The organism is uncultured Roseobacter sp., from assembly GCF_947495275.1.
Taxonomy (GTDB): Bacteria; Pseudomonadota; Alphaproteobacteria; order Rhodobacterales; family Rhodobacteraceae; genus Roseobacter.
In genome coordinates this window covers 66,776-92,250 of the sequence record NZ_CANLYL010000015.1, presented here as the reverse complement: position 1 = coordinate 92,250, position 25,475 = coordinate 66,776, and the positions used below count along the sequence as shown (strand labels likewise).

General features: G+C 54.6%; 23 protein-coding genes. 8 read left to right on the top strand and 15 right to left on the bottom strand.

What is annotated here, in order from left to right; genetic code table 11:
- Nucleotides 1-38: 38 nt before the first annotated feature.
- The 3 genes from Q0802_RS21175 (at nucleotide 39) to Q0802_RS21165 (ending at nucleotide 1,645) form a co-directional block, all read left to right on the top strand.
- Entirely contained in the window at nucleotides 39-584 is a 546-nt protein-coding gene (locus Q0802_RS21175) for a DUF2306 domain-containing protein (RefSeq protein WP_298921855.1), read from the top strand.
- A 1-nt stretch (nucleotide 585) separates the two neighbouring features.
- The gene (locus tag Q0802_RS21170; RefSeq protein ID WP_298921854.1) at nucleotides 586-972 is read left to right on the top strand and encodes a VOC family protein; all 387 of its coding nucleotides are present in this window, start codon (nucleotides 586-588) and stop codon (nucleotides 970-972) included.
- 166 nt (nucleotides 973-1,138) lie between these two features.
- On the top strand, nucleotides 1,139-1,645 hold the full coding sequence (locus tag Q0802_RS21165; RefSeq protein WP_298921853.1) for an ATP-binding protein: 507 nt from the start codon (nucleotides 1,139-1,141) through the stop codon (nucleotides 1,643-1,645).
- Nucleotides 1,646-1,738: 93 nt separating this feature from the next.
- Here Q0802_RS21165 and Q0802_RS24760 read toward each other — a convergent pair whose 3' ends face one another.
- From Q0802_RS24760 to Q0802_RS21135, 7 genes are all read right to left on the bottom strand, one after another.
- The gene (locus Q0802_RS24760) at nucleotides 1,739-1,972 is read right to left on the bottom strand and encodes a multicopper oxidase domain-containing protein (protein ID WP_366523347.1); all 234 of its coding nucleotides are present in this window, start codon (nucleotides 1,970-1,972) and stop codon (nucleotides 1,739-1,741) included.
- Nucleotides 1,973-2,452: 480 nt separating this feature from the next.
- Nucleotides 2,453-2,650, bottom strand: coding sequence for a hypothetical protein (locus Q0802_RS21160; RefSeq protein WP_298921851.1), 198 nt, complete (start codon nucleotides 2,648-2,650; stop codon nucleotides 2,453-2,455).
- A 431-nt stretch (nucleotides 2,651-3,081) separates the two neighbouring features.
- A complete protein-coding gene (locus Q0802_RS21155; RefSeq protein WP_298921880.1) occupies nucleotides 3,082-4,146 on the bottom strand; it encodes a flagellar basal body P-ring protein FlgI in 1,065 nt (354 codons plus the stop codon).
- Between the two features lie 35 nt (nucleotides 4,147-4,181).
- Complete coding sequence (locus tag Q0802_RS21150) at nucleotides 4,182-5,186, bottom strand: flagellin (protein WP_298921850.1); 1,005 nt, start codon at nucleotides 5,184-5,186, stop codon at nucleotides 4,182-4,184.
- Between the two features lie 3 nt (nucleotides 5,187-5,189).
- Nucleotides 5,190-6,635 carry a flagellar hook-associated protein FlgK gene (gene flgK, locus Q0802_RS21145; protein WP_298921849.1) on the bottom strand — a complete coding sequence of 482 codons (1,446 nt, stop codon included), beginning with the start codon at nucleotides 6,633-6,635 and terminating at the stop codon, nucleotides 5,190-5,192.
- A gap of 29 nt (nucleotides 6,636-6,664) precedes the next feature.
- Nucleotides 6,665-7,996: a flagellar hook-basal body complex protein gene (locus tag Q0802_RS21140; protein WP_298921848.1), complete on the bottom strand. Its 1,332-nt coding sequence runs from the start codon at nucleotides 7,994-7,996 to the stop codon at nucleotides 6,665-6,667.
- 100 nt (nucleotides 7,997-8,096) lie between these two features.
- Complete coding sequence (locus tag Q0802_RS21135) at nucleotides 8,097-8,930, bottom strand: flagellar motor protein MotB (protein WP_298921879.1); 834 nt, start codon at nucleotides 8,928-8,930, stop codon at nucleotides 8,097-8,099.
- 132 nt (nucleotides 8,931-9,062) lie between these two features.
- Here Q0802_RS21135 and Q0802_RS21130 point away from each other — a divergent pair, with 132 nt between their 5' ends.
- Nucleotides 9,063-10,274 carry an MFS transporter gene (locus Q0802_RS21130; protein WP_298921847.1) on the top strand — a complete coding sequence of 404 codons (1,212 nt, stop codon included), beginning with the start codon at nucleotides 9,063-9,065 and terminating at the stop codon, nucleotides 10,272-10,274.
- Between the two features lie 2 nt (nucleotides 10,275-10,276).
- On the opposite strand, the gene Q0802_RS21125 is transcribed toward Q0802_RS21130, so the two are convergent.
- Nucleotides 10,277-11,167 (bottom strand): rhodanese-related sulfurtransferase, encoded by an 891-nt coding sequence (locus tag Q0802_RS21125; protein ID WP_298921846.1) that lies wholly within the window; start codon nucleotides 11,165-11,167, stop codon nucleotides 10,277-10,279.
- Nucleotides 11,168-11,290: 123 nt separating this feature from the next.
- Here Q0802_RS21125 and pncA point away from each other — a divergent pair, with 123 nt between their 5' ends.
- The gene (gene pncA / locus Q0802_RS21120; RefSeq protein WP_298921845.1) at nucleotides 11,291-11,899 is read left to right on the top strand and encodes a bifunctional nicotinamidase/pyrazinamidase; all 609 of its coding nucleotides are present in this window, start codon (nucleotides 11,291-11,293) and stop codon (nucleotides 11,897-11,899) included.
- Nucleotides 11,892-13,184 (top strand): nicotinate phosphoribosyltransferase, encoded by a 1,293-nt coding sequence (gene pncB, locus Q0802_RS21115; protein WP_298921844.1) that lies wholly within the window; start codon nucleotides 11,892-11,894, stop codon nucleotides 13,182-13,184. Before pncA ends, pncB begins: the two co-directional genes overlap by 8 nt.
- Nucleotides 13,185-13,258: 74 nt before the next feature.
- On the opposite strand, the gene Q0802_RS21110 is transcribed toward pncB, so the two are convergent.
- From Q0802_RS21110 to Q0802_RS21080, 7 genes are all read right to left on the bottom strand, one after another.
- Entirely contained in the window at nucleotides 13,259-14,215 is a 957-nt protein-coding gene (locus Q0802_RS21110) for a D-2-hydroxyacid dehydrogenase (protein ID WP_298921843.1), read from the bottom strand.
- Nucleotides 14,216-14,224: 9 nt separating this feature from the next.
- A complete protein-coding gene (locus Q0802_RS21105) occupies nucleotides 14,225-14,992 on the bottom strand; it encodes an Asp/Glu racemase (protein WP_298921842.1) in 768 nt (255 codons plus the stop codon).
- Nucleotides 14,989-16,044 (bottom strand): histidinol-phosphate transaminase, encoded by a 1,056-nt coding sequence (locus tag Q0802_RS21100; RefSeq protein WP_298921878.1) that lies wholly within the window; start codon nucleotides 16,042-16,044, stop codon nucleotides 14,989-14,991. Before Q0802_RS21100 ends, Q0802_RS21105 begins: the two co-directional genes overlap by 4 nt.
- A 26-nt stretch (nucleotides 16,045-16,070) precedes the next feature.
- Nucleotides 16,071-17,735 (bottom strand): hydantoinase B/oxoprolinase family protein, encoded by a 1,665-nt coding sequence (locus tag Q0802_RS21095; RefSeq protein ID WP_298921841.1) that lies wholly within the window; start codon nucleotides 17,733-17,735, stop codon nucleotides 16,071-16,073.
- The gene (locus tag Q0802_RS21090; RefSeq protein WP_298921840.1) at nucleotides 17,732-19,828 is read right to left on the bottom strand and encodes a hydantoinase/oxoprolinase family protein; all 2,097 of its coding nucleotides are present in this window, start codon (nucleotides 19,826-19,828) and stop codon (nucleotides 17,732-17,734) included. Before Q0802_RS21090 ends, Q0802_RS21095 begins: the two co-directional genes overlap by 4 nt.
- A gap of 241 nt (nucleotides 19,829-20,069) precedes the next feature.
- A complete protein-coding gene (locus Q0802_RS21085; protein ID WP_298921839.1) occupies nucleotides 20,070-20,462 on the bottom strand; it encodes a hypothetical protein in 393 nt (130 codons plus the stop codon).
- A gap of 620 nt (nucleotides 20,463-21,082) precedes the next feature.
- Nucleotides 21,083-22,021, bottom strand: a complete 939-nt coding sequence (locus Q0802_RS21080; protein WP_298921837.1) for a LysR family transcriptional regulator — start codon at nucleotides 22,019-22,021, stop codon at nucleotides 21,083-21,085.
- A 130-nt stretch (nucleotides 22,022-22,151) separates the two neighbouring features.
- Here Q0802_RS21080 and Q0802_RS21075 point away from each other — a divergent pair, with 130 nt between their 5' ends.
- Nucleotides 22,152-23,159 carry a TAXI family TRAP transporter solute-binding subunit gene (locus Q0802_RS21075; RefSeq protein WP_298921836.1) on the top strand — a complete coding sequence of 336 codons (1,008 nt, stop codon included), beginning with the start codon at nucleotides 22,152-22,154 and terminating at the stop codon, nucleotides 23,157-23,159.
- Nucleotides 23,160-23,254: 95 nt separating this feature from the next.
- Nucleotides 23,255-25,471, top strand: coding sequence for a TRAP transporter fused permease subunit (locus Q0802_RS21070; RefSeq protein WP_298921835.1), 2,217 nt, complete (start codon nucleotides 23,255-23,257; stop codon nucleotides 25,469-25,471).
- Nucleotides 25,472-25,475: the final 4 nt, after the last annotated feature.

Sequence of the window (25,475 nt, the reverse complement as noted above, 5' to 3'; positions counted from 1 at the left end):
GGCCGGCAATCGCCCCAGCAAACCCGCGGGCATCCTCAATGCCCCTCCCCATCGTTCTGCACATTCTTGGCAGTTTCTTGTTTTGTCTTCTTGGCGCAATCCAGTTCCTGCCAAGGATCAGACGGAAATATCCTGCAACCCACCGCATTTTTGGCCGAATTGTTGCGACGGCTGGCTGTCTTTCTGCCGGAAGCGGATTGTGGATGACCCATTTCTACAGCTTTCCGATCAGCCTTCAGGGGAACTTGCTGTATTGGGCTCGGATCACCCTGGGCTTTCTGATGATCTTCTTCATCGTTTGGGCTGTTCTTGCTATCAGGTCGCGGAATACCTCTAGGCACAGCACCTTTATGCTGCGTGCCTATGCAATTGCTCAGGGTGCGTCTACGCAAACCTTCATCGGCATTGGATGGCTAATCTTTTTCGGGACCGAGGCGACAGGCCCGTCGCGCGACGCCATTATGGTCTTCGCATGGGTAGTTAATCTGCTGATCGCCGAGGTTTTCATTTGGACGATGCTGACGCCAAAACAGCGGTCGGCAGCGTGTGCCTCGGACGAGAAATCAGCCAGAACTGGGCAATAAGATGATCGGCTATGTGACAATTGGGACGACTGATCTGGACAGGGCGATCAAGTTTTACGACACGTTGCTGGCGACGATTGGCATCCAAAGACTATGGCAGCATGGGGACATGGCGGCATGGGGACTGTCACGCGCCGAGACCGCCTTGTGTTTGGCGCGCCCGTTTAACGGCCGGGCAGCAAGCGCTGGAAACGGCGTCATGGTGGCATTCAAAGTCGACACCGCTAAGCAAGTCGATGCTTTTCACGCCAAAGGCGTTTTACTCGGCGGCAAGAATGAGGGCCGCCCAGGGCCACGCGGCGAGCATGGTGTTTACGCAGGCTATTTTCGGGACTTGGACGGGAACAAACTGAATGCGTACGTCCCTGAGCAAAGAAACTCACATTGACCTAGCAATACCATTGACCCTTGCTCACATCTTTGAGATGCGGAGCGATGTTGCCATTCGCTACGGCTGCCTTAATCTCCGCATCGCGACCTGACCTAGCACTCCGGACCGCGGAGGTTGTATCTGAACGTCAAATGCGCGTCATTCTCTGCACAAGGCTATCCCAATGTCCTCCACATCGCCAACCCTGCATCTGCTGTGCGGAAGAATTGCTTCAGGAAAATCAACGCTGGCTAAACGGCTTGGCAACGCGGAAAGAACAATCATCATCGGTGAAGACAATTGGTTGCGCGCGCTCTACTCAGAAGAGATGTCTTCGATATCCGATTATCGGCGTTGCACAGTGAAACTTCGGAAAATCATTGGTCCTCACGTGGCATCGTTGTTAAACGCCGGGGTCTCGGTCGTTTTGGATTTCCAAGCGAACACCACCGAAGCACGCAGCTGGATGCGGAGAATACTTGATCAGACAGACGCGGCTCACAAGCTTCATGTACTCGATGTTCCCAATGATATCTGCATTGAAAGACTGCGCGCTCGTAACATGCATGGCGATCATCCGTTTACTGTCACTGAGGAACAGTTCTGGCAGATTTCCAAGCATTTTGTTGTGCCATCTTCAGATGAAGGGTTCAACATAGAGCGGCACGAATCTAGCTACTACTCTCGATGAGGAGCACACGTTAACGATTGAGCGCAGCAACTGGGCTGGCTGGCAAACAGCGTCGTTGGAGAAATCACTAATTCGTTACAGATTTTGCATTCCTCAGATCACTACAAACTGCCTCATCATCCCACAATCCTCGTGCTCCAAGATGTGGCAATGATACATGTAGGGCGTGTTTGCCTTCGCCTCATAGTCGAACTGAACCAGCACATCAGGCCAAGTTTCTTCTACATGAACCATAGCTTTCAACCCATTAGTATAACGAGGCGGTTCGGCACCGTCTTGGCAAATAATGCGGAACCAACATCCGTGGATGTGGAATGGATGCAGCATATCATCGACCGAAATCTGCCCGATCTCGGTGTTGCCTTGTTCACGCCTTCGTCAATGCGATCCATGTGCATGGGCCACCTTTGAAGGCAGTTTCTGGGACAGGTGAGCGCATGTTTAGGACCTAATGCGATCGGACACGTTTGTATTGTTGGGGCCAAGTATCGATGACGGTCTGTTTTTGTGGTGTAGAACCATTCGGTATTCAGAACTTCACGGCGCAATGTGCCGTTAAAGCGTTCGTTGTAACCTTTTTACCATAGCGATCCCGGGTATATCTGGGTCGGCTTGATCCCCACCTTTCTCAGCCAATCTTGCAGTGCTGCCACGATGAACTCTGAACTATTGTCCGAACGAGCGCATTCTGGTTTCCCACGTTACAAAAACAAAGAGTAGAGCGTCCAAGAAGTCTGCGTTATTCATCTTCAACTTGACCGCGACGCATTGCGGCTCGCGGGCGTATTCATCAAGCAACGTCAGCATCTAATACGGGCGTTCGTTGCCAAGCTTGTCGTGAACAAAATCAACGCTCCATATGTGATTGACCGACCATCCTTCAATGCTCAGTAGCACTGTGAGTTTACCGTAGCGCCCATATTGTTTGGCCGACCGGATCAGCGCGAGGCGCAAAGCTTCATCATCCTTGGGGGCAACTCGATATATTTGCGTACTCCGCGCCATGCCCGTCATCCGGCACGTACGGCGTTCGAAAGCCGCCAGCTTTTGTCGGATATCCACCACGGCCTGACGAAGCTGCTTTGTCCTCAGGCCTTAGGCTTCAAATAATCGAGGCGTTCTTTGAGGATCAGCTTATCCAATTCTAAACTTGCAACGATCCGCTTCAATCGATCATTCTCCTTCTACAACCCCTTCACGTTGGCTATCTCGGATCGCCACATCCCAACAAACCGTATGCGCCAAGCTCAATAAGCCGCATCGCTCATTCCACCTTCGTACAAGCAGTCACCACATCCGAACCAGAGGCAAGTCTCAACTCAATCTCACGCAAAAGCCGAAGAAATTCTTCATCCGAATACCGTTTCTGCGCCATCAACCCCATCTCCAAAACTAAGACCAATTTGGCACGGTCCTAGGGGGCTAAAACAGCCATCTCAACGGACTATGAACTCAGCATGTAATGCGCCAGCCGCCTTTATGCTCTTGAGAATATCGATCATGTCGCGAGGTGAAACGCCAAGGGCATTTAGCCCTGCAATAACCTCGGACAATGACGTGCCACTGGGAATCTCTGCCAAACCTATTCCTGGTTCTTCCTCGATTTCCGCATTGGTCCGCGGCACAACTACCGTCTCTCCGTCAGCAAATGGGTTTGGTTGCACTGCTACCGGTGCTTCTTGAATTCTGAGGGTAAGATTGCCTTGAGATACCGCAACTCGCGAAATCCGCACATCCTCCCCCATCACAATTGTTCCTGATCTCTGATCAACGACGACTCTTGCTTTTCGCTCAGGTTGGACGGATATATTTTCGATCCTTCCCAAAGCGTGTGCTACGGAGGCCATTCTTGTTTGTGGAATGTCGAGACGTACCGTCCCGGAATCCAGCATGAACGCCACTGGGCGGCCAAAATCTGAATTGATGGCCTGTTCGATTCTCGCAGCCGTTGTGAAATCAGCATCACGCAGCGCCAAACGCAAATTTGTCAAACTAGCCAAATCGAATTCGATTTCTCGTTCGACTCTAGCTCCAGAGGGAATCACCCCCGAGGTCGGAACTCCTTGCGTTACATTCGCACCATCGCCTTCGGCGACCGCACCCCCGGCTATGATCGTACCTTGGGCGACAGCGTAAATTTGGCCATCAGCTGCATTCAATGGGGTCATAATCAAAGTGCCGCCTAAAAGGCTGTTTGCATCACCTATTGCAGAAACGGTGACATCTATTTGTCCACCTCCTCGAGCAAATGGTGGCAACGCGGCGGTTACAAGAACAGCGGCGACATTCTTTGGCCTGAACTGTTCGCCAGCAACATTCACACCGAGCCTTTCAAGGATATTCGACATGATTTCTTCGGTGAATGGCGCGTTTCGCAACCCGTCGCCGGTCCCGTTCAATCCCACGACCAACCCATAGCCTACCAGATCATTGCCTCGAACGCCGTCAAACTCAACGAGGTCCTTTATTCTCACCGGACCAGCGGAAGCCGAATCTACCATTGCGCATATCAATAAGATCGCCGCGACAAATTTTTTCATAGGAAATTCACCAAAGATAGCTGAGAGCTTCTTACAGTTACAGAGTAAAGGCTTTGCAAATGGAATTGTACGCTTTCCAATTCAGTCGCAGTTTCAAATGGATCGGCTGCCAATAAGGCATTCCTTGCGAACTCCAAGCTGGTTTCTTCGGCCTGATTCCGCGCGGAGATCATCTCTATCCGCTCCTCAGTGAAACCGATGTTTGCGCGCAGGCTAGTAATGCTATCTTGGTTTGATTGAAGGCCAATCCCAGTGATCCCAAACAGTTCGGATTGTTGGGTAACTGTTAGTGCGAGCGCCGGATCATCTGCAATCGCTGCAACCGTCGTGTGGAGCAGCAATTCCTTCAGTGCATCGTCGTTCGCTCTTACATCTAGGTTCACGCGTTCGGTGTCAGATAGGACAAATGGCGCGAGGGCCGTCGCAGATCCTGCGTAAGATACCGTGTCAAAGCCGGCGGGGTCTGAAAACCAGGTTTCAGCAGCGTTTACAATGTCCTCAGGCGTCGTTTGCCCGGTAACAACGGCGAGAACTTGAGCGATGAGCGTGTCTGCGTCAGGCAGCGGGGCTTGATCTGTGGTGGTGCCGGAAAACAGGCTGCGTCCCGCAATGTCATCATTAAGAGAATTGATTATACCCTGCAATTGGGTGCGGGCATTGTCGGAGGGATTTCCCGCAATGACGCCGATGGGCCCACCGCTGGCAAGCAACAGATCGAGCCCTAGGGCCCCGCCAAAATCCTGTACACGTTCCAGCGCGTCTTGCATCGCACCAGTGTAATATGTCGCCTCGGAGTTCGCGACAGAATAGCCTTCCAACACCTCCAGCGATCTTTCCAGCCCGGTCAAGTAGTTATGATTGCCGTCAAGAACCTCTCTGACATCGGAGACCTTGCCGCTCGACAATTCATCGGTCAGTCTCGTGAGATCTTGTCTCAACGCAACGCTCCGGCGCTGGAGCATGAAAGATTGTGCCAAGTCGCCTAGTGAAATCGTGCTCATAGCTTACAACCTCAATATAGTTTGCATCATTTCGTCAGCGGCTTCGATCATTCGAGCGTTGGCCGCGTAGGTTTGCTCAACGAGCAGAAGGCGTTGCAACTCCTGATCGGTATCAACACCCTCTGCGAGAACCAGTTGGGTTAACTCGTTAAACTGTGTCGACGTAAAACTCAGACTTTGATCAGCTTGTGCGCGATCAGCGCCCAACTGAGATGTCAAGGTCGCTGCAAGATTAATTGCCGAAAAAGCCCCGGCTCCAAAGTCACCGGATGCTGGCACCTTGTTGGCATTCAAAGCGGTCGTCAGCCCTTGCAGCAATCGCGAGTCACCCACATCACCCTGCACCAAAGCATTGATACCATCCCTGATACGCCAGGCTTCGCCGCCCTGCCGTTCATCAATCGCTGCATTGATGGACAGGCGGGCGGAAATGCCGACCTCGTTCAGCGGATCAAAAGCAGCACCGGCGTCTGTGAAAATGCCTGCGTCCCCTACAGCCAGAGTTGCGTCTACTGCGGGGTCTTGAAACCGTTCGATCAGATCTCGCGAAAGGGCATCTAGTTGGGTTTGTGCGTCCGTCCCCAGTTCATCCCTGATCTCAAACTGAGCACCCAGCGAGCCTCCACCTAGGGTGCCACGTTCGCTATCGGTCCGAACGCTGAACCCATTGATCGTCAGGCCTGACAACTGGCCTCCTGCAAGGGTCATGTAGGGTGTGACCTGATTGACGGGCGTGAATTCGATCTCGGCAATGCCGCCATCCAAAAGGATCGCACCCCCGGTGGAGTAAAGCGCAATCTGCCCGTTGTCGCGAGAAATCTGACGTACAGGGACAATTGCGCTGATTTCGTCAACCAAAGCCTGTCTGTTGTCCTGTAGCGCCGATGTATCACCGCCGAGAGCCAGGGTCTTGGTGATCTGAATGTTCAGTTCCTTCACCCCACCCAGCGCGGAACTCAACCGATCAACTTGTATCCCGATATTTCGATCTGCTTCGCTGCGAGCTTCCTGCACATTATCTGATGCCGAAGAGATGAGGGTCGCAAGATCGCGGGCCGCATTTACGACGCTGCCTAGTCTCTCGGGTGCGTCTGGGCGACTTGTAGCCGTGACAAGACTGCTTTCAAATTGTGCCAAACGTGCCGATAGCGAGTTGGGGTCATCTGGGGTGCCCAACGCATCTTCGTGACTGGTCAGAAACCGTGCTCTGTCAGAAGAGTTGGAAAAAGCTGCTTCCGCAAGGCCACGGTCAACCAAAAGCGCGGGGTCGACATTTCGAACGATGCCATCAATGCTCACGCCGCCAATCTGGGATGACGACAAGGCAACAGACCGAACGCCATAACCAGGTGTCATAGCGTTCGCGATATTGGCGGAAATCGTCTCAGAACTGCGCCCCGCGGCGCGCAGCCCTGTCATTGCGTTTGATAGTGCCCCTGAAATAGACATGTCAGGCCCTCGTTACTTGCGAAAAGAGATTATCGTTTGATGTTGGTCGTTTCCTGCAACATCTCGTCAACCGTTTGGATGACCTTGGCATTAGAAGAGTAAGCGCGCTGGGTCTTAATCATGTCGGTCAACTCCCCGGCGACATCCGTGGTAGATTCCTCTCTTGCGAAAGAGGCAATATCGCCAGTTGGCCCATCACCGGCATCCCACAGGAAGAAGGCGCCGCTTTGACGTGAGGGCAAATATGTCTGGCTATCAAAGGTTTGAAGCCCATTCGGATTTGCGACGTTGACGAGCGGAATTTGATAGACCGTACGAATTTCACCGGTGTCAAAGCTCGCACGGACAAAGCCGTTCGGGTCTACGTCCAGACCAATAAAGTTGCCAATCGCGGAGCCATCCTTGGTCACGGAAATTGGTGCAAAATTGTATGACAGTTGCGATAAACCTTCGGTGTCGCCAATCGTACCAATGTCAACGGAGATTGGACCCGCGGCCACGTTGACCGTCACCTGACCAGTTGCGGCATCGTACGCGGGGCTGGCACCTACTGGTGCCGTTGTCGCAATTGGCGTCACCGTTGCGAGCGTGCCGCCACCTGTACGCGCATCAGTAAATGTGAGCGTGTACCGGCCAATCTGGTCTCCGCCCTGCGCGGAATCAGTCATTGTCATCGTCCACTCGTTTGTGGCGGGGTCGCCCGCCGCCGCGGGTGCGGTCGGTTCAAAAGTAATGCTGATGCTTTGGGATGTCCCCAGATTATCAAAATACTCTACGGATAACTGTTCCGTAAGCGCCGCGGCTCCGAACTCTGTCTCTGTGGCGGGCAGGTTCACCCCAAGGCTCATCGAAAGAGTGGGATTCCCTGCGAGTTGGCTTGTATTGATCCTGATGGGTTCAAGGCCGTCTGCGGAATCACGAGGATAGTTTGGAATTGTACCATCCGCAGCAGCGGGCCACCCCATCAGGACAAGTCCGGACTGAGATGTCAGATATCCTTCGGCGTCTGTACGGAATGATCCGGTTGTGGACAGGAACATGGGCGCATCAGCGCCGGCAGTCTGTACTTGTGCCGCTTGTGCGACCGGCAACATGCCTTTGCCACGAACGGCAAGGTCAGTCGAATTTGACGTCGAAATCAGGGTGCCGCGCTGATCAATCAACCGCTGTGAGGCAGCCCTGACGCCACCGGCAGCATAGGAGCCGCCACCGGATGACAAAACCATGGATTCGAAATCTGTTTCCACCCGCTTATAGCCAAAGGTTGAGGAATTAGCGATGTTGTCCGAGATTGACGCCAGTCGCTGAGCATTTGTTTGAAGTCCTGCAACGCCTGCATTGAGCGAAGATGAAATTGTCATGGGCACGCCTTTCTGATGTGATCATCCATTGACCACCCAGATAGACACCCGGACTTAACACGGCGCTAACAGATAAAATGCGCCCTATTTATGCCCCAATTCACCGAAGCAGGATGATTTCCACCCGATTGTTGCGCGTTGCCAGGGGATTGCGGTGCACCAGCTCACGGTCAGCATGGCCGGTGACACGCTGAACACGGTCGGAATTCAAACCGTTCTTCTGCAGCAGCATCCGGGTCCGAGAAGCCCGTTGTGAAGACATGTCCCAGACAAGGTTCTGCGCCAGCACTACGGGCTTTGATCGAACATGGCCCCCAATTGCGACATCGTTGGTAACGCTTCTGCTGACGTCAGCGACCAAGGCCACAAGCGTTTCCATCAATTCGGTCGGATTGTCGGTCTCGTCTTCGAACAGCGGCAACCCATCAAGGGCGAACAGCTCGATGACTAAACCTTCATCGGTGATCCGGGTGACGATGTGTTTGAGCAGATTTTTCATGACGGTCGTTTCACCGCCTCGGCCCAGAAGCTCGTCAATCGCTTTTTGAAGCTCTTCGGCGGATTGATCCTGCTCTCCGTCATCGGACGCAGTGCCGGCTTCGCCGCGCGATTGTTCCTTCTGGGCAGCGTGTTTGGTCGTGGCACCTAAGCCATTCTGCGGAAGGGTTTCTTCCGAGAATATACTATCACCCGAAAAGGAACCGTCGCCCCCGCCGGAGACGCGATTAATCGGAATGGTCGGCGAAAAGTAATCCGCCAACCCCTGACGTTGTTGCTCGGTCGTTGCATTCAACAGCCACATCATCATGAAAAAAGCCATCATTGCGGTCACGAAGTCCGCATATGCGACCTTCCAGGCACCACCATGGTGACCACCGGCAATTATCTTTTTTCGTTTGATGATGACTGGTGCCAGATTGCTCTGCGCGCCCATATCTCCACCACTCTCATATTCACCCAAGCCAAGTCATACCGTGAAAGGTCTTTCCACGAGCTTAACGGATCACGGGAATGTTTGCTTGCGTCGCCGGGCCCGTTCGGGGCAGATACGCCAATGGAGGCGCAGATGCCGGTCACCGACAGCCCATATTCCTGGATCAGATTGCTTCTGACACTGGTGATCGCAATGATCGCCAATGTCGGCATGTGGGCAATCATCGTGATCATGCCAGCGGTGGAAGCTGAATTCGAAGCCGGTCGTGCATTGGCGTCAATGCCCTATACCCTCACGATGATTGGCTTTGCGACCGGCAATTTCGCGATTGGCAAGGCGATTGACCGATACGGTGTGACGGTGGCGCTAACCGGTGCTGCAAGCGGGATCGCCCTGGGGTTTGGGCTGGCGACGCTCAGCCAGTCCATCTGGGTTCTTTCCGCCGCTCAGTTGCTGATTGGCTTTTCGTCAGCTGTCGGGTTTGGCCCGCTCATCGCCGACATATCCCACTGGTTTGTACGCAGGCGTGGGATCGCCGTGGCGCTTGTCGCAAGTGGGAATTACCTTTCAGGGGCGATCTGGCCAATGGCGCTGGCAGGAATGCTTGAAGCGACAGGCTGGCGCAGCGTCTACGTGTTTTTGGCAGTTATCACATTGATCGGCGTGATCCCCCTGTCCTTCGCATTGCGGCGAAAACTGCCACAAGAAGCGCAGGTCGCGGCACAAACGCAATCCCTTCAGAATGCACAATCCTCTGGGCTGTCACCGCGCGCCTTGCAATACATCCTCGGGCTGGCAGGAATCGGCTGCTGCGTAGCGATGTCTATGCCGCAGGTTCACATCGTATCCTACTGCGTCGATTTGGGATATGGCCCTGCAGTCGGAGCCGAGATGCTCGCCCTGATGTTGTTGGGGGGCGTTGGGTCCCGCATTGTCTCGGGCCTCGTTGCCGATCAACTGGGGGGTGTCAAAACTCTGCTCATTGGATCGGCACTGCAATGCATTGCCCTGTTTCTATACCTACCGTCAGGCGGGCTCGTGTCCCTGTATGTCGTCAGTCTGATCTTTGGGCTGAGCCAGGGCGGGATCGTCCCCAGCTATGCATTGATCGTGCGCGAATACATGCCCGCCAAGGAAGCTGGAGCGCGCGTGGGGTTTGTGATGATGGCCACGATCATGGGTATGGCCCTGGGCGGATGGATGTCTGGGTGGATCTATGACGTCAGCGGCTCGTATCAGCTCGCCTTCATCAACGGCATTTTATGGAATGGCCTGAACATTGCGATCATGTTGTGGCTGCTGTCACGCAGCAAGCCGCGCGCGCCTTCTGTGGTGCACGCCTAGCTTCAGGAACCCGCACGGGCCTTGGCCAACATCATCTGCTTTTGCCGTTCCCGAAACCTGTTCTTGTCACTCTCGGTGGTTTCATTGAAACAGCGATGACAGCTCACACCGGCTTCATATTCCGGGCGCTTCACGTCTTCGGGCAGGATCGGACGGCGGCACCCATGACACAATGAATGCGGCCCCTCGCGCAACCCATGTTCCACGCTGACGCGGTTGTCGAAGACAAAACACGCGCCATTCCATTTGGTTTCGTCCTCTGGCACCTCTTCAAGATATTTCAATATGCCGCCCTTGAGGTGATAGACGTCTTCGACACCCTGACCCAGCAGGTAGTTGGTTGATTTTTCACAACGAATGCCCCCGGTGCAGAACATCGCGATTTTCTTGTTATGAAAACGCTCCTTGTTTGCCTTCCACCAGGCAGGAAATTCACCGAAACTTTCGGTTTTGGGATCGACCGCGCCGTCAAAGGTGCCAATGGCGACTTCATAGTCATTGCGCGTGTCGATAACCGCCACGTCCGGCGCCGAGATAAGCTCATTCCAGTCCTTGGCCTCAACATAGTGGCCGACGCGCGCGCGGGGATCGATATCCGGCTGCCCCATTGTCACGATCTCGCGTTTGACGCGGACTTTCATTTTACCAAAGGGGGCGTCCTGGCTTGTGGCTTCTTTCCATTCCAGATCTGCGCAGCCGGGCAAGGCACGCAAATACCGGATGACGGCATCGATGCCCGCCCGTGAGCCGGCGATCGTTCCGTTGATACCCTCACAGGCCAGCAGCAGCGTGCCCTGCACATTCTGGGCCCTGCAAAGCTCCTTGAGCGCCGGTTGCAGCGCCCCGGGGTCTTCGAAACGGGTGAAGTGATATAATGCGGCAATCGTGTACATGGCCGCTCAGATAATCTTCTGGCGCGGTGCAGGCAAGAGGTCAGTCGCGCGCTGGAGTGAACCGACCATTGACGCCGCACAACGCGCCCCTTACCCAAAAGGGTGGAAAAAGGAGTGGACGACATGACCCAGGCTCTGATCGTGATTGATGTGCAAAAGGATTTTTGCCCGGGTGGCGCTCTGGCGGTGCCTGAAGGGGACCGTATTGTCAGTGAAATCAACGCCCTGATGGGAGCAGCAGAGGTGGTGATCCTGACACAGGATTGGCATCCCGCCGGACATTCCTCCTTTGCAAGCTCTCATGAGGGCAAAGCGCCTTACGATATGATCGAGATGCCCTATGGGCCACAGGTTCTCTGGCCGGATCATTGCATCCAGGGTAGCATCGGCGCACAATTTCATCCCGAGTTACAGGCGGACCGTGCTGATCTGATCATCCGAAAGGGGTTCAACCCCGCAATAGACAGCTATTCCGCCTTTTTCGAGAACGACCACGACACACCCACCGGGCTGGAAGGCTACCTGCGCACCCGTGGGATCGATACTTTGGTCATGGTCGGGCTGGCTCTGGATTTCTGTGTTAATTTCTCGGCCGTCGATGCGGCGAAACTGGGCTTCAAAGTGACCGTTCGCGAAACATTATGCCGGGCCATTGATCTGAATGGCTCATTGGATGCCGCGCGCGACGGCATGGTGGCAGAAGGTGTTACACTGGAGGCCGCCAATGGTTGATATCGCCACCCGTGTCTGGAACCACAAATGGAAGATCGATCCGATCGTCAGATCGCTGATTGACACCGATTTCTACAAGCTTCTGATGTGCCAGTCGGTGTTTCGGAACAAGCGTACAACGAAAGTCACCTTCAGCCTGATCAATCGCTCCAAAGACGTGCCGCTGGCCGAACTTATTGACGAAGGCGAATTGCGCGAGCAGCTTGATCACATCCGGTCGCTGTCGCTGTCGCGCGGGGAGAGCACATGGCTGCGCGGGAACACGTTCTACGGCAAACGCCAGATGTTCCGACCGGATTTCATGGAGTGGTTCGAGAACTTGCGCCTTCCACCCTACCATCTGGAGCGCAAGGGGGACCAGTACGAGCTGACCTTCGAAGGAGACTGGCCTGAGGTGATGCTGTGGGAAATCCCGGCTCTTGCAGTCTTGATGGAGCTGCGTGGCCGCTCCGTACTCAACCGTATGGGAAAATTCGAACTGCAGGTTCTATATGCGCGCGCGATGACGCGCGTGTGGGAAAAGATCGAAAACATGCGGGACATTCCAGGACTGTCCATTGCGGATTTCGGAACGCGCCGTCGCCACAGCTATCTTTGGCAGGACTGGTGCGTCCAGGCGATGCGAGAAGGCCTGGGCAGCGCTTTTACCGGAACCTCAAACTGCAAGATCGCGATGACACGGGAGCTTGAAGCGATTGGTACGAACGCGCATGAATTGCCAATGGTCTATGCCGCGCTAGCTGAAACAGACGCGGAGCTGGCGCAGGCCCCTTATGACGTTCTGTCGGACTGGCATGATGAACATGAGGGCAATCTTCGGATCATCCTACCTGATACATTCGGCACCAAGGGGTTTTTGGACAAGGCGCCAGACTGGCTGGCGGGCTGGACAGGTATCCGTGTGGACAGCGGCGACCCGGCGACAGCGGCAGAAACGGCAATTGCCTGGTGGAAGGCGCGTGGCGAAGACCCAGGCAACAAGCGCATTATCTTCAGCGACGGGTTGGACGTGGATAAGATAAGAGCGCTCCACAGTCGTTTTGCCGATCAGGTCAACGTCTCATTTGGCTGGGGTACTTTGCTGACCAATGATTTCAGAAAGCTGGTCCCAGATGATCGGCTCGCACCCTTCTCACTGGTTTGCAAGGCGGTTGAGGCCAATGGCGCGCCAACGGTAAAACTCTCGGATAATCCCAACAAAGCCATGGGGCCGATTGCGGAAATAGAGCGCTACAAGCGTGTGTTTGGGGTTGGTGATCAAATCGCGCAGGAAGTGATCGTTTAAAGAGCGTCGGCAATCCAGTTACGAAATTTGTTGTTCGGCCATGCGAACGACACACGTATCGCTGCAACTGGATTTCAGTAGCCCCTCACCGGATCCACGATATTTTTGAGAGGCTCACCCTTTTGCCATCTCGTCAGGTTCTCACAAAACAGGTTCATTGACGCCGCATCCCACTCCGCGAAAACACTGGAGCAATGAGGGGATATCAATATGTTTGGCAATTCCCAGAACGCGCTGTCAGCTGGCAGGGGTTCGGTTTCAAACACATCCAGCGCCGCTCCGCTTATTTTCCCCTGCCGCAATGCATCTAGTAGGTCCTTTGAATTGATGACGCCGCCGCGGGAGACATCGACAAGAACCACGCCCGGTTTCATAACGTCGAACAAGCTTGCATCAACGAGGTTCCGGGTGCTGGCCACCAGCGGTGTGCTGACGAGGACGTAGTCGGCCTGCTGGCACAATCGGGGCAATTCACCGGGCGCGTATACCTCATCGACATTTGGCATTGGCGCGGGTCGCGCACGTGTTCCCAACGTCTTCATCCCAAAGGCTTTTCCAAGCTGAGCGACGGCGCTGCCGGTATGCCCTAACCCGATGATCAGAAGCGTCTTCCCCCGCAGAGGCGACATTAGGCGGGACGCCCAGACACGCCTCTCCTTGTCTCTTTGCAGCCCTGAAATATCCAGCGAGAAATGCAGAAAGCTACCGAACGCATATTCCGCCATCATCTCAGCGGCGACCCCCGCCGCGTTCGTGACCGTGGTTTTCGCGGGATCCCAATGCCCAAGGTGGTCAATGCCTGATCCACCCACAGCAATCCAATCTGGTCCGCCGGGCCCCAGCAATGCGTCTGCCGGATAGGTCGATGTACTGTCAAAACGGATGCTGTAAACGGCATCGGGGCTTTCCGTCTCAATCATCGCGGGCAGGTCAGTATATGTTTGGCAGGCAGAGATATGAATGTCAGGATGCGCGTCTCTCAACTGCGCGACAAGAGCTTCCGTCTCTTGCGCGTGAACGATAACTTTCATCATCTCTTCCTATTCCGAACGGGTTCTTAAAACTGTGTTCTGCATATCGAATAATTGACCAAATCCTGACCTCGCAGGGGTCAGATTGAGTTGGCTCAATGCCTGAAACATGATTGCTTGATTGGACGTGACCACAGGCTTTCCCGTCTCAATCTCCAACGCTTCGATCACTTCGACAGCGCGCATATCCGTACAGGACAGGACAATCGCCTTCGCCTTTTTGCTGTCCGCTTGCAACCCGAGATCAAAAACTTCTTCAGGCGACATGTTGCCCTGCCCCGCGTTATCCAGCGTCCCGGCAACGTCGGCCCGCGACACAGTCTCGATCCCGCAACTTCGAAGGAACGCAATCGCGTGATCATTCAATAAGGGAACGTATGGAGAGGCAAACGCAATACGCTCCGCTTCTAGCGCCTGCAAGGCGTGAACCAGGGCACCTGCGGCGGTTATCGTTCGAGCGTTGCCTTCGGACGCTATTCGAGCCGACAGTGAGGCGTCAAAATCCCGCCCATGTGCCAAGGTCGCTGAGGTGCATCCATAGATCATGATATCTGGCTCAATACCGGCCAGTAACCTTATGGGCTCGTCCATATTCATCGCACCCAAGCCCGCCATCTGTTGGGAATCAGGCACTTCGTTTGCGTCATACCCACCTAACCGGGTGACATGAACCGAGACATCTGCGGGGCACATCATCATCAAATCGGGTTCCAGATTGGTATTTGTGAAAGGCACGAACACACCCAGCCGCGCCCGTGATCGCTGGACCGTTCTCATATGGTATCTCCTTGATGACGCAGCGACTTCAAGATATTTATCACCCCCTGCATATGGTGTTCCGAGGAAATCGTCGCCCGCAGGCAATCCGGCAAACCGTATCCGCTCATCCCGCGCAAAATGAACCCGCCGTCGTATAGCCTTTGCTGCGCGAAGGCAGCTCTCTCTGCCGATGCAAAGGGAATCAGAATGAAGTTTGCGCAGCTTGGCGGTGGCGCGTAACCAAGCTGCATCAGGGATACTTGGAAGCGGTCGCGAATTTCTGACGTAAGTCGCGTTGTTTCGCGCATGTAAGCGTCGTCAAGAACCGCGGCGGTTGCGGCGGCCTGACTGGCCGAGCTGATATTGTTGGGATTAAGCACCTTGCGCAGATGGGCGCAAATAGGGGGACCGAAATACCCCCAACCAATGCGCATGGCTGCAAGACCATACGCCTTTGAGAAAGTGCGAAGCACCACCGTATTGCCGGTCTCAACCATGTCAAACGTTGGTGCGTCGAGCCCTTCGGTGAATTCCCCATAGGCTTCATCAATGACCAACAAGATGTCATGTGAAAGCGCCGCGCGCAGTGCGAGAAGGTCTCTGGTCGGTATCCGGGTGCCAGTCGGATTCCCCGGATTTGCCACAAACACAATGCGCGTTTGCGCGGTGACACTCTCAATCAAGCTCCGAATGTTCACGGTAAAGGCCGCTTCTTTAGCTTTCAGGAGACGTGACCCAACGCGCGCCGCAGCCGTTTCGAAGAAGGCATAAGAGTACTCCGAAGCCAATGCATGATGTTCACCATCCAAAAAGCACTGCGCAAGAGCAGCGATAAGCTCCATCGATCCTGCTCCACACAGGATATTATCAGCAGTTAAACCATGGCGTGATGCAAGTGCCGAACGAAGTTTGTTCCAATCAGGATCCGGGTATGCCGCACCATTCGATAGCGTATGGTTAGCGGCAGAGACCGCCAAAGGTGACGGCGCGCGTAGGCTCTCATTTTGCGCCAGTGAAACAAGTCTCGCGTCCTCCGCGTCGGTGACAGCAGCCAATGCATAGAGGTCCATTTCTGCGACATGGCGAAGCGGCTGGATCATTTGGCTCTCTCCTGACTCGCTTCGCTGCGCTGCTGATGCTTCACATCGCTCACTAACTCATCTTCCAGATCGCGGCGCAGCGCGTCTGTCGCTCGTAACGAAGGCGGGCCAAATCCACCCCCACCTGGTGTCTGGAAAATCAACGTCTCTCCGGCGGGAATGACGAATTGCCCCTTTCCGCCCAGAATGCTGTTCGCTTTCTTGAGCGAAATGTGGCCCGCAGCCCCGTCACCACCCCCGCTCCGACCTCGGGCGGCATTGTTAATCCGTTCCACCGACAGAAACAGCAATATGTCCTCGTCACCAGCAGCGCAAAGCTCAATATCCTGACCCAAGCCGCCTCGAAATTTACCAGCGCCACCGCTGTCCGGACGCAGCATGCGTTTTTTGATGATGACAGGGGCTGCCGCCTCGGTGGTCTCTACCTGACTGCCCCAAACACCGCTTGGAAACGCCGTGGCAGACAACCCATCTTTGCCGGGCCTTGCCCCGGTGCCCCCATTATAAACAAGCTCCAGCGCGAAGTCCTTGTCTGCACTGCCGGAAGTGGATGGCATGCTTCGAATTGGCAGATCATACATGCAGGAGGCTCCTTCGGCCGGAACGCTATCGGGCAGGGCCTGGGCCAGGCATCCAAACACCAGATCAGGGGTCATTTGCCCCAAGGTATGCCGCATGGCGACCGGGGCCGGCGGCTGGGCATTGAGAATACAGTTCTCCGGCGCGACCACCTGAAACGGATCAAGCGAGCCAGCATTGTTGGGAATATCCGGGCCGATGATGCAGCGTAACGCAAAAACCGAATATGCGGTCGCGTAGTTCAAAGGCACGTTGATCCCTTTGGCGGAACATGCATCGGTGCCCGCGAAATCCAGCAATACGCCACCCGGTGATATCGTCAATGTTGCGTGCAATTTGATCGGGCATTCGTACCCATCAACTGTCAGGCTGTTCCGATACGTGCCACGCGGAACATCGGCGATTGCCGAGAGCGTGCCTGCGCGAGAAGTGTCGATTATGTAGTTTGCCAACACCTCAAGGTCCGCGATACCGAATTCAGCCATCATTTTCACCAACCGGTCGGCACCTGTTTCGCAACAGGCGATCAAAGCATATATATCGCCTTCATTGGCAATTGGCTCGCGAGAATTTGCCTTGATAATGGACATCAACAAGCTGTTGATCTCACCCCTTTCCACCAGCTTACACGGCGGTATCAACAGCCCTTCATCAAAGATATCTGCCCCCTCCGGCCCCATCCCAAGACCACCCAGATCCACCAGATGAGAGGTACATGCGGAAAATCCGACAACCGTCCCGTTCGAAAATGCGGGCATCATCAACAGGAAATCATTCAAATGACCCGAAGCGATCCATGGATCGTTCGTCATGTAGATGTCGCCCAGCTGCATCTGGTCAGCGTCGAACAAACTGCACAGGGTTTTCACCGCTTCGGCCATCGTGTTGATATGTCCGGGTGTTCCCGTCACGGCCTGCGCCAGCATCCGACCATGGATGTCAAAAATACCCGCGGAAATGTCGCCACATTCGCGAACGATCGGACTGAACGCCGCACGTATAAGCGCCTGACCCTGCTCTTCAACAACCGCGAGGAGACGATTCCACATGACCTGCAACCGGGTTCTTGACAGCGCACTCATGGATTATCCTCCTGCTTCATTACGAGCCGAATGTTGCCAAACGCATCCAGTCTGGCTTCAAAATCCGCACTCACCAGGGTCGTGGTCTGAGGCTCCGTTATAAGCGCAGGCCCCGCGATATTGTCGCCAGCAACCAACATTGCCCGCTCGACGACCTGCGCTGTAGCTTCCTGACCGGTCAGGTCACAAATGATCTGGCGCGTAGAAATATTTCTGGAATGTTTGCTCACGACTGGAGCGGCCTTGGGATTTGAAGAAGGCAGCGTTGAAACGCTGAGACCCCAGTTAAGCACTTCGATAATCATTCCCGGCACAGCACGGGAAAACTGGCGCGCATAGTTGGCCTCGAAAGTTTTCCTCAGCCCTGGGATATCGTTCAGGTCGAATTGACGGTCGGGCAAATCAACCTCTATTTCATGGCCTTGTCCCTTGTAGCGCATGAAAGCCGTTCGCCTGCGGGTTTGTGGCTGACCTGGTGCCCCCTGCGCGACGATGGTTTCAGCTTCGACAAGCATCGCATCGAAAAGCGCATTGATCCCAACAATGTCGAACTGATCCAAGGTCGTGTAACGACTGCGAACGGTTTCAAAGCTTACGGGCGCAAACAGAAATCCAACCGCTGAGCCAACCCCGGGATCGGGTGGCACCAAAATTTCCTTCACGCCTGCGCGCCGGGCCACGCGTGTCGCATGTAGCGGCCCATTGCCGCCCAGTGCGATCATCGTGCGGTCACCGAGATTCTTGCCAGATTCCACCGCATGCATGCGGGCAGCACTTGCCATGTTTTCGTCCACAATATCACTGATGCCGATGGCGGCTTGCGCCGGATCAATATCTTCGCCGTCACAAATTGAACTGCGCAAGGCCGCCTCGGCGGCCTCCGTTTCGAGCCCAATCTTCCCTTCCGCAAAATTCACGGGGTCAAGATAGCCAAGGAGGAGGTCAGCATCGGTCACCGTCGCATCAGTACCGCCATTTCCGAAAGCCGCCGGACCCGGGTCGCTACCCGCACTCTTGGGCCCGATCTGGAGGCGCCCCAGGGTATCAACAGATGCGATTGAGCCACCCCCAGCACCAATTTCAATCATTTCCAGAACCGGAATGCGAACCGGCATGCCACTGCCCTTTATGAACCTCTCGGCTCGCGCGATTTCGAACTTGCGGGCTGATTGAGGGCGGAAGCCGTCGATGAGGCAGAGCTTAGCCGTCGTGCCCCCCATATCGAAAGACACGACCCTCTCCAAATCGCATTCACGTGCCGCCCGCGCTGCGAGAATGGCGCCCCCCGCTGGCCCTGATTCAACAAGCCGGATCGGGAAACTCCGGCTCGTTTCCAGTGTTGTCATGCCGCCGCTGGCCGTCATCATCAAGATTGGGCACGCCAAGCCGATGGCGTTGAAATACCTTTCAAAATCAGAAAGGTAACTTCCCATAAGGGGCTGGATGTAGGCATTTGCCACCGTCGTGCAAAGCCTGTCGAACTCTCGCGCTTCGGGACTGACTTCGCTTGACAGCGAAACAACGAGGTCGGGCAACCGGGTTTTGATCATCCGGCGAAGCTGTTGTTCGTGTTGGGCATTTGCATAAGAATGGAGCAGGCAAATCGCTACTGCCTCCGTCCTCGATGCAATCAGCGCCTCTATCGCGGCATGAACGGACTCCTGATCAAGTTGGACCAAAACCTCGCCATCAACCGAAACCCGTTCAACAACCGTGAAACTACGCGACCGAGGAACCAGTAGATCCGGTTTGTCGATATTGATGTCATATTGGCTGTAGCGGCGTTCATACCCGATTTCGAGAATGTCGCGAAACCCGTCCGTCGTGATTGTGGAGACGCGCGCGCCGCGCCGCTCGATCAATGCGTTGGTGGCCAGGGTGGTCCCGTGCACAAAGCCGGTAACATCCTCCATGCGGTGACTTGAAGCACGCAATACCTGATGTGCGCCAGCAGCGGCACCCTGCGTCGGATTTTTCTGTGTTGTCGCGGTCTTGGCTGATCCGATCAATCGCCCGTCACCGTCAGCAAGAACGGTATCGGTAAAAGTACCACCAATATCTATAGCAAGACGCAGCGCGGATGGGGAGGTCATTTGGTATTCGCTCAAGTGTCGTCAAAGCAGAAGGCACGCCGTGCGGCATGCCGATGGCAGCAATTAAATGAGCGCTATACGACCAGATCGCAGCCTGTTGCGCGGCGGCCATCTGTGAGTTGGTTCATGTCAGGATACATGTAGAGTTCCGCGAAGACGATGAATCATCCTCCGCCGGAATCCAAATTCTGTCAATTGAATAACGCAGGTGGAATTGACCATCCACCTGCGTGGGCTCACGTCAACTCACCCGAAATTTGCCATTGATTACGTTGCCGATTTTATCAGCATGGTCTCTGGGCGGGCGCACGGCCTGTTTGCGCGGGTAAACATTTTCCGCGCCTTTGGGCACCATAAGATGCAACACTTCTCGGCGTCGGTGGATGCCAACGCCGGATTTCTTGGCAACCTTATAAAGATTGATCAGAACGGTGGACTTGGACCAACCGGTCTCAGAAATAATCTGATCGATCGATGACCCCTGACCCAATGCATCAATCAGAAAGGCAGCAACCGTGCCCTCATCTGGTAGAACCACGTCGGACTTGTGGCGTGCCGGCTTAACCAGAATCCGGTCCGAATTTCGGTGCGACAAGGCAGCAATGCGGCCTGATCGGGCAAGTTGTAAAGTCATTCAAGAAACTCCTCGGAGAAATCGTTAAAAACAAACAGCTGGCGCTACTTTTCGTGCTGCGAGGTCGATTGAAGGTTTGGCGAACCAACAGATACCTTCAAAGTCGCATTTTCGAGAGGTCAGATAGAGCCTGATGACACTCTGTAACGGGCGTTTCCTTCTTTGCTTGCGCAATATGTTGTCTCTGAGGAACATCTAACCAAACTTCCTAATGACCCTGACAAGGGCGAACCAATGTTGGACCTCTTCGCCAAAACCCTGGCGCCAACCATGACAAAGTTATGCCACATTTCTGCTCGATTTCAAAAAATATCCAAGACCGTCTCCGCATCGGAAACACTCGCCGCGTTTAGTACGGATTAGTGGCAAACCCGATGGTTAACCACACACTTGATCCAACTGGAAACAGGTTTCTACGCATTGATATCAATACGTAATTTCAAAAATCTACTTGTAGGAAACCGATCTTCTATCTTGGATAGAAAGCGGAGCTGGCCTGCCGAATCATCTTGGCGAAATTGCTCGGAAGGGTCCGCTTTTTAGCGTGTGTTGCCTGAATACGAATTGTGTTCGAAACATGACAATTCCGGTCAGCATCATAACTTGCAAATTTCTACAGTTTACATCTGCTTCGGTCGCGCGTTGACGCTTTCAAGCATCGAGAGCAATTCCTCTTTCCAGTTGTCCTTGATGCGGCTTGCAAATTGCGAAAGTGGCCGATGAAGGGGTGTCAATATCGCGTATTCATACCGAACAGGTTTCTGCAGCGGCACAAAGGTGATCTGTCCCCGACCGATATCCAATTCCCTTTCCGTCACCACCGTCAAGGGGTCCACAATTGAGCAGCAATGCCCGGAACTGATGAAGGGCATCAAGGGTAAAAAAAACTGGCTTGCGTTTACGATATTAAACCTGGCGCCTGCGCTTTCGAACTCTCTGGCAAGCTTACGGGTCAAGGGCAGATTTGAGTGCAGGGACCCCATGGGTTCGTCGTCTAAATCCGAAATGGCGACCCTTGAATTTTGCGCGAGGGGATGGTCGCGATGCAGAGCACAGAAGCACTCTGCGCTGACAATATCGGGGTGATATTGCGGAGTCTTTCCAATCGGGGCGTCAAAATCAGCAAACCCAAAATCGATACTCTGCGTGCTGGCCAGTTCGCGGATTTGCGGTGAACTGCGCGACGAAAACGTGATCCGAATATCGGAGTTTTCAGACATGGTGTCACTGACAAACCTTGGGAAGATGAACGCTGAAGGTCCGGGCATCGCAGCGACGACCAGACTGCCCGAATGCGCGTTCCTCAAGCTTTTCATCGTTTCCGATACCGTAGACATTCTATCGAGAATTTCAGTGGCCTCAGCGAGCAGATACCGGGCCTCGGGAACAGGCAGCAGCCGCCGCCCGCTTCTTTCAAAAAGTTTGATATCAAGGCTCTTTTCGAGATTCTTGATTGCCAGCGTGATCGCTGGTTGCGTGCGGCCGAGCTTCTTGGCCGTTTGTGAAATGGAGCCAGACTCCATGACTTCGCGAAACACATTGAGCTGAATGAAATTCATTTTCATTATATAAGAATAACTTTGCAAAAGTGAAATATATTAAATTTGTATTTATGTAATTTCTTCTTAGGCTGGTCTTCAGAACAAATCGGACCAACCGATTCTGAAGTTTATCAACCGGGAGAACGACATGAAATTTCTACAGACTCTGGCTGGGATCGCATTGGCTGGTGCATTTGCGCTTCCTGCTGCTGCACAGGATCCCACCTTTTTCCGCATTGGTACCGGTGGCGCGGGTGGCACCTATTTCCCCATCGGTGGTACGATCGCAAATGGCATTTCAGCGCCTCCGGGCTCCCGTGCTTGCGATGAAGGCGGACAATGCGGTGTCCCTGGATTGATCGCAATCGCGCAATCCACCACAGCTTCTGTTTTCAACAACGCCGCGGTGCAGAATGGCGAACTTGAAGCCGGTCTTGCTGCGGCGGACGTGACGCGGTCGATGTATCTTGGTGAAGGAAAGTTCGAAGGCAAACCGCACCCAAAGCTGCGTATCGTCGCCAACCTCTTCCCGGAAGATTTGCACCTGGTTATGCCAAAGGGAAGCACCATTGCTGACCTTGGTGATCTGCAGGGCAAGCGCGTCGGGATCGCTCAGGCGGGATCAGGCACCCAGGTGGCGGTGCTGCAGATGCTTGATGCCTGGGGGGTCAATCGGGACAATATGGAAGAGGCCGAACTCAACAACAGCCAATCAGCCGAGCGTTTGGCAGATGGTCAGATTGACGCCTATTTCTATGCCGCCGGATGGCCGGTAGCCGCGATGGTGCAACTGGCATCGACCAAAGGTATGGCGCTCCATTCGTTCAGCGAAGAAGACCTGGCAAAGATCAATGAGATCATTCCAGCCTATATCCCGTCGAAAATTCCGGCCGGCGTCTATGAGGGTGTTGATGAGGACATTCTGACCCCTGCGGTCTCTGCAATGCTGGTTGTTTCATCCGATCTGAGCGATGAATTGGTCTATGGTCTCACCAAGGCGTTGTGGAATGATAATACCCGCAAGCTTCTTGATAACGGGCATGCCAAGGGCAAACAGATCACCGCAGAGACGGCGCTGGATGGCGTATCCGCTCTGGGTGTGCCGCTGCATCCCGGCGCGGAGAAGTTCTACAAAGAAGCCGGATTGCTGAAGTAATTACCCGACCCTTCCTGGTCAAACGCGAAGCTGCTGTCCCCAAACCGGGGGCACAGCACTCTTGAAATGCATGCATATCACGGGGGATCATGCTCATGTCAGATCAATCTCAATCAGATCAACACGAGCTGACCGAAGCGGAACTGGCTGCAATCGAGGAAAAGTACGACGAGGGTTCGGCAACCCGCGCCGTCGGGCCAACCACCGGTCAGATTCTCCGCGCGATATCACTGCTCTTTGCTCTTTATCACTTTATCACAGCCGGTTTCGGCCTGCCCGCCGATCACTGGCATATGGGGTGGCACCTTGCTGGTCTGTTCATACTGACATATGCGCTCTTCCCCATCATCGGGTCGAGAAGCCTGTTTGCCTACAAGGTTAGTGCGTTCCGAATAGGTAACATACCTCTCTATGACCTCGTCTTCATGGCGCTTGGCGTAGCCTCGGCACTCTATGTCGGTTTGGCCTGGCGCGGCATTCCTTCGCTAGGGATCGAGGAACAAACGTTCCGTATGGGCAACCCAAATAACTACGATGTCTTCTTTGGCGTTGTCATCATCCTGCTGGTGCTCGACATCGCGCGACGCACGCTGGGATGGGTGTTGCCTTTGATCATATGTGTGTTCATCTCTTACGCCTTGCTGGGCCAGTACTTTCCGGGACTTCTGAAACATCCCGGTGTGAACTTCAAAACCTTCGTGTCATCGATGTACTTTCCACAGGAAGGGATTTTTGGCGTGACCCTGTGGGTGGTCTCCACCATCGTTTTCCACTTCGTGCTCTTTGGGGTGATCGCGCAGCGGACCGGTCTGGGCCAGCTGTTCATCGACAATGCAACCATTCTTGCCGGTCGCTACACAGGTGGGCCTGCCAAGGTTTCTGTTGTGTCATCCGCGTTTTTTGGGACCATTTCAGGATCTTCGGTCGCCAACACCGTGTCGACCGGCGCGCTGACCATCCCAAATATGAAACGTCTTGGATACCCGGGCCACTTCGCCGGCGGGGTCGAAGCTGCCTCCTCCGCCGGGGGTCAGATTACGCCACCGATTATGGGCGCTGCGGCCTTCATCATGGCCGAGTTCCTTGAGCTCCCCTACACGACGATCGTGATCGCCGCGATCTTCCCGGCGCTGCTGCACTATGTCGGCGTTTTTACGGTTGTGCATCTGATGGCTCGCAAACTGGACCTCAAAGGGCTCACAAAAGAACAACTGCCGAAACTCGCCGCCGTCTGGCGGGAAGGCTGGGCGAATATCGTGCCGCTGATCGGGCTGCTGGTCGTCCTTTTCTCGGGATATACGCCCTTCATGTCGGCCTTCTGTGGCATCTCTTTGGCCGTCGTTGCGGGCATGTCCCGTCTTAGGGAGCCTCCGACCCTGATCTATGCGGCTGCCTTCATTGCCTTTGTGCTGTGGAAATTCTCGGATGGCGGTTTCGACCTGACGATGACTGCAATCCTCTGCGCGAGTGCGGCTGTTGCCACCTTGAATCCACAAACTCGCATTCGAATACCGGAAATGGCAGCCTCCATGGAACTGGGTGTCAAATACGCATTGGCGGTTGGCGCGGCCTCAGCTGCCGTTGGCATTGTTGTTGGTGTGATCAACACCACCGGTATCGGGTTCCGTATTGGTTTCATGGTCACGCAGGGTGCGGGTAATCTCGCCTCTGATCTCTATGGCTTCATGTCGCTGGGCGGGTTGTTTGAACTCTTCACGGTTCAGGATCTTCAACTCTTCATCTCGCTTGTCTTCATCGCAATTGCCTGCATTCTGATGGGGGCGGGCATTCCGACAACGGCGCTCTACATCATGCTGGTTTCCGTGGCCCAGCCGGCGCTTGCCCAACTTGGCGTGCCCCCCATCGCCAGCCATATGTTCGTACTTTACTATGGTGTCGTGTCCGAGATCACGCCACCGGTCTGCACCTCGGCCTATGCGGCGGCTGCGATTGCCAATTCCAACCCCTTCCGGACCGGGCTGTCAGCGTTCTCTCTAGGGTTGGGTAAGGTCGTGGCCCCTATGGCATTTGTCTACGCGCCGGTGCTGCTGTTCGTGTCTTCGACCGGCTTCGACCTCTGGGAGTTCACATATACCGCAAGTTCCTGCATCGCCGGGGTGATCGCCTTGTCGACCTCTGTTGTGGGATATTGGCTGACGCCAATGGGCCGTGCCTCGCGCATTCTGATGGCTGTATCCGGGTTGATCTTTGTTGCGCCTTCCCTGACCGCTGATCTCATCGCGCTGATCATTGCCTCGCCCGTCATCCTGTCTCAGCTCATCGCCCGACGCAGCATGGCTGAATCAACCTGACAAG

What these genes read in the sequence shown, in the direction of transcription:
- Q0802_RS21085 (WP_298921839.1), bottom strand. Translation starts at nt 20,462, where the DNA reads ATGACTTTACAACTTGCCCGATCAGGCCGCATTGCTGCCTTGTCGCAC.
- Q0802_RS21090 (WP_298921840.1), bottom strand. Translation starts at nt 19,828, where the DNA reads ATGACCTCCCCATCCGCGCTGCGTCTTGCTATAGATATTGGTGGTACT.
- Q0802_RS21125 (WP_298921846.1), bottom strand. Translation starts at nt 11,167, where the DNA reads ATGTACACGATTGCCGCATTATATCACTTCACCCGTTTCGAAGACCCC.
- Q0802_RS21075 (WP_298921836.1), top strand. Translation starts at nt 22,152, where the DNA reads ATGAAATTTCTACAGACTCTGGCTGGGATCGCATTGGCTGGTGCATTT.
- Q0802_RS21175 (WP_298921855.1), top strand. Translation starts at nt 39, where the DNA reads ATGCCCCTCCCCATCGTTCTGCACATTCTTGGCAGTTTCTTGTTTTGT.
- Q0802_RS21095 (WP_298921841.1), bottom strand. Translation starts at nt 17,735, where the DNA reads ATGAGTGCGCTGTCAAGAACCCGGTTGCAGGTCATGTGGAATCGTCTC.
- Q0802_RS21170 (WP_298921854.1), top strand. Translation starts at nt 586, where the DNA reads ATGATCGGCTATGTGACAATTGGGACGACTGATCTGGACAGGGCGATC.
- Q0802_RS21080 (WP_298921837.1), bottom strand. Translation starts at nt 22,021, where the DNA reads ATGAATTTCATTCAGCTCAATGTGTTTCGCGAAGTCATGGAGTCTGGC.
- Q0802_RS24760 (WP_366523347.1), bottom strand. Translation starts at nt 1,972, where the DNA reads ATGCTGCATCCATTCCACATCCACGGATGTTGGTTCCGCATTATTTGC.
- Q0802_RS21130 (WP_298921847.1), top strand. Translation starts at nt 9,063, where the DNA reads ATGCCGGTCACCGACAGCCCATATTCCTGGATCAGATTGCTTCTGACA.
- Q0802_RS21135 (WP_298921879.1), bottom strand. Translation starts at nt 8,930, where the DNA reads ATGGGCGCGCAGAGCAATCTGGCACCAGTCATCATCAAACGAAAAAAG.
- pncA (WP_298921845.1), top strand. Translation starts at nt 11,291, where the DNA reads ATGACCCAGGCTCTGATCGTGATTGATGTGCAAAAGGATTTTTGCCCG.
- Q0802_RS21105 (WP_298921842.1), bottom strand. Translation starts at nt 14,992, where the DNA reads ATGAGAACGGTCCAGCGATCACGGGCGCGGCTGGGTGTGTTCGTGCCT.
- Q0802_RS21140 (WP_298921848.1), bottom strand. Translation starts at nt 7,996, where the DNA reads ATGACAATTTCATCTTCGCTCAATGCAGGCGTTGCAGGACTTCAAACA.
- Q0802_RS21160 (WP_298921851.1), bottom strand. Translation starts at nt 2,650, where the DNA reads ATGGCGCGGAGTACGCAAATATATCGAGTTGCCCCCAAGGATGATGAA.
- pncB (WP_298921844.1), top strand. Translation starts at nt 11,892, where the DNA reads ATGGTTGATATCGCCACCCGTGTCTGGAACCACAAATGGAAGATCGAT.
- Q0802_RS21110 (WP_298921843.1), bottom strand. Translation starts at nt 14,215, where the DNA reads ATGAAAGTTATCGTTCACGCGCAAGAGACGGAAGCTCTTGTCGCGCAG.
- Q0802_RS21070 (WP_298921835.1), top strand. Translation starts at nt 23,255, where the DNA reads ATGTCAGATCAATCTCAATCAGATCAACACGAGCTGACCGAAGCGGAA.
- flgK (WP_298921849.1), bottom strand. Translation starts at nt 6,635, where the DNA reads ATGTCTATTTCAGGGGCACTATCAAACGCAATGACAGGGCTGCGCGCC.
- Q0802_RS21150 (WP_298921850.1), bottom strand. Translation starts at nt 5,186, where the DNA reads ATGAGCACGATTTCACTAGGCGACTTGGCACAATCTTTCATGCTCCAG.
- Q0802_RS21165 (WP_298921853.1), top strand. Translation starts at nt 1,139, where the DNA reads ATGTCCTCCACATCGCCAACCCTGCATCTGCTGTGCGGAAGAATTGCT.
- Q0802_RS21155 (WP_298921880.1), bottom strand. Translation starts at nt 4,146, where the DNA reads ATGGTAGATTCGGCTTCCGCTGGTCCGGTGAGAATAAAGGACCTCGTT.
- Q0802_RS21100 (WP_298921878.1), bottom strand. Translation starts at nt 16,044, where the DNA reads ATGGACCTCTATGCATTGGCTGCTGTCACCGACGCGGAGGACGCGAGA.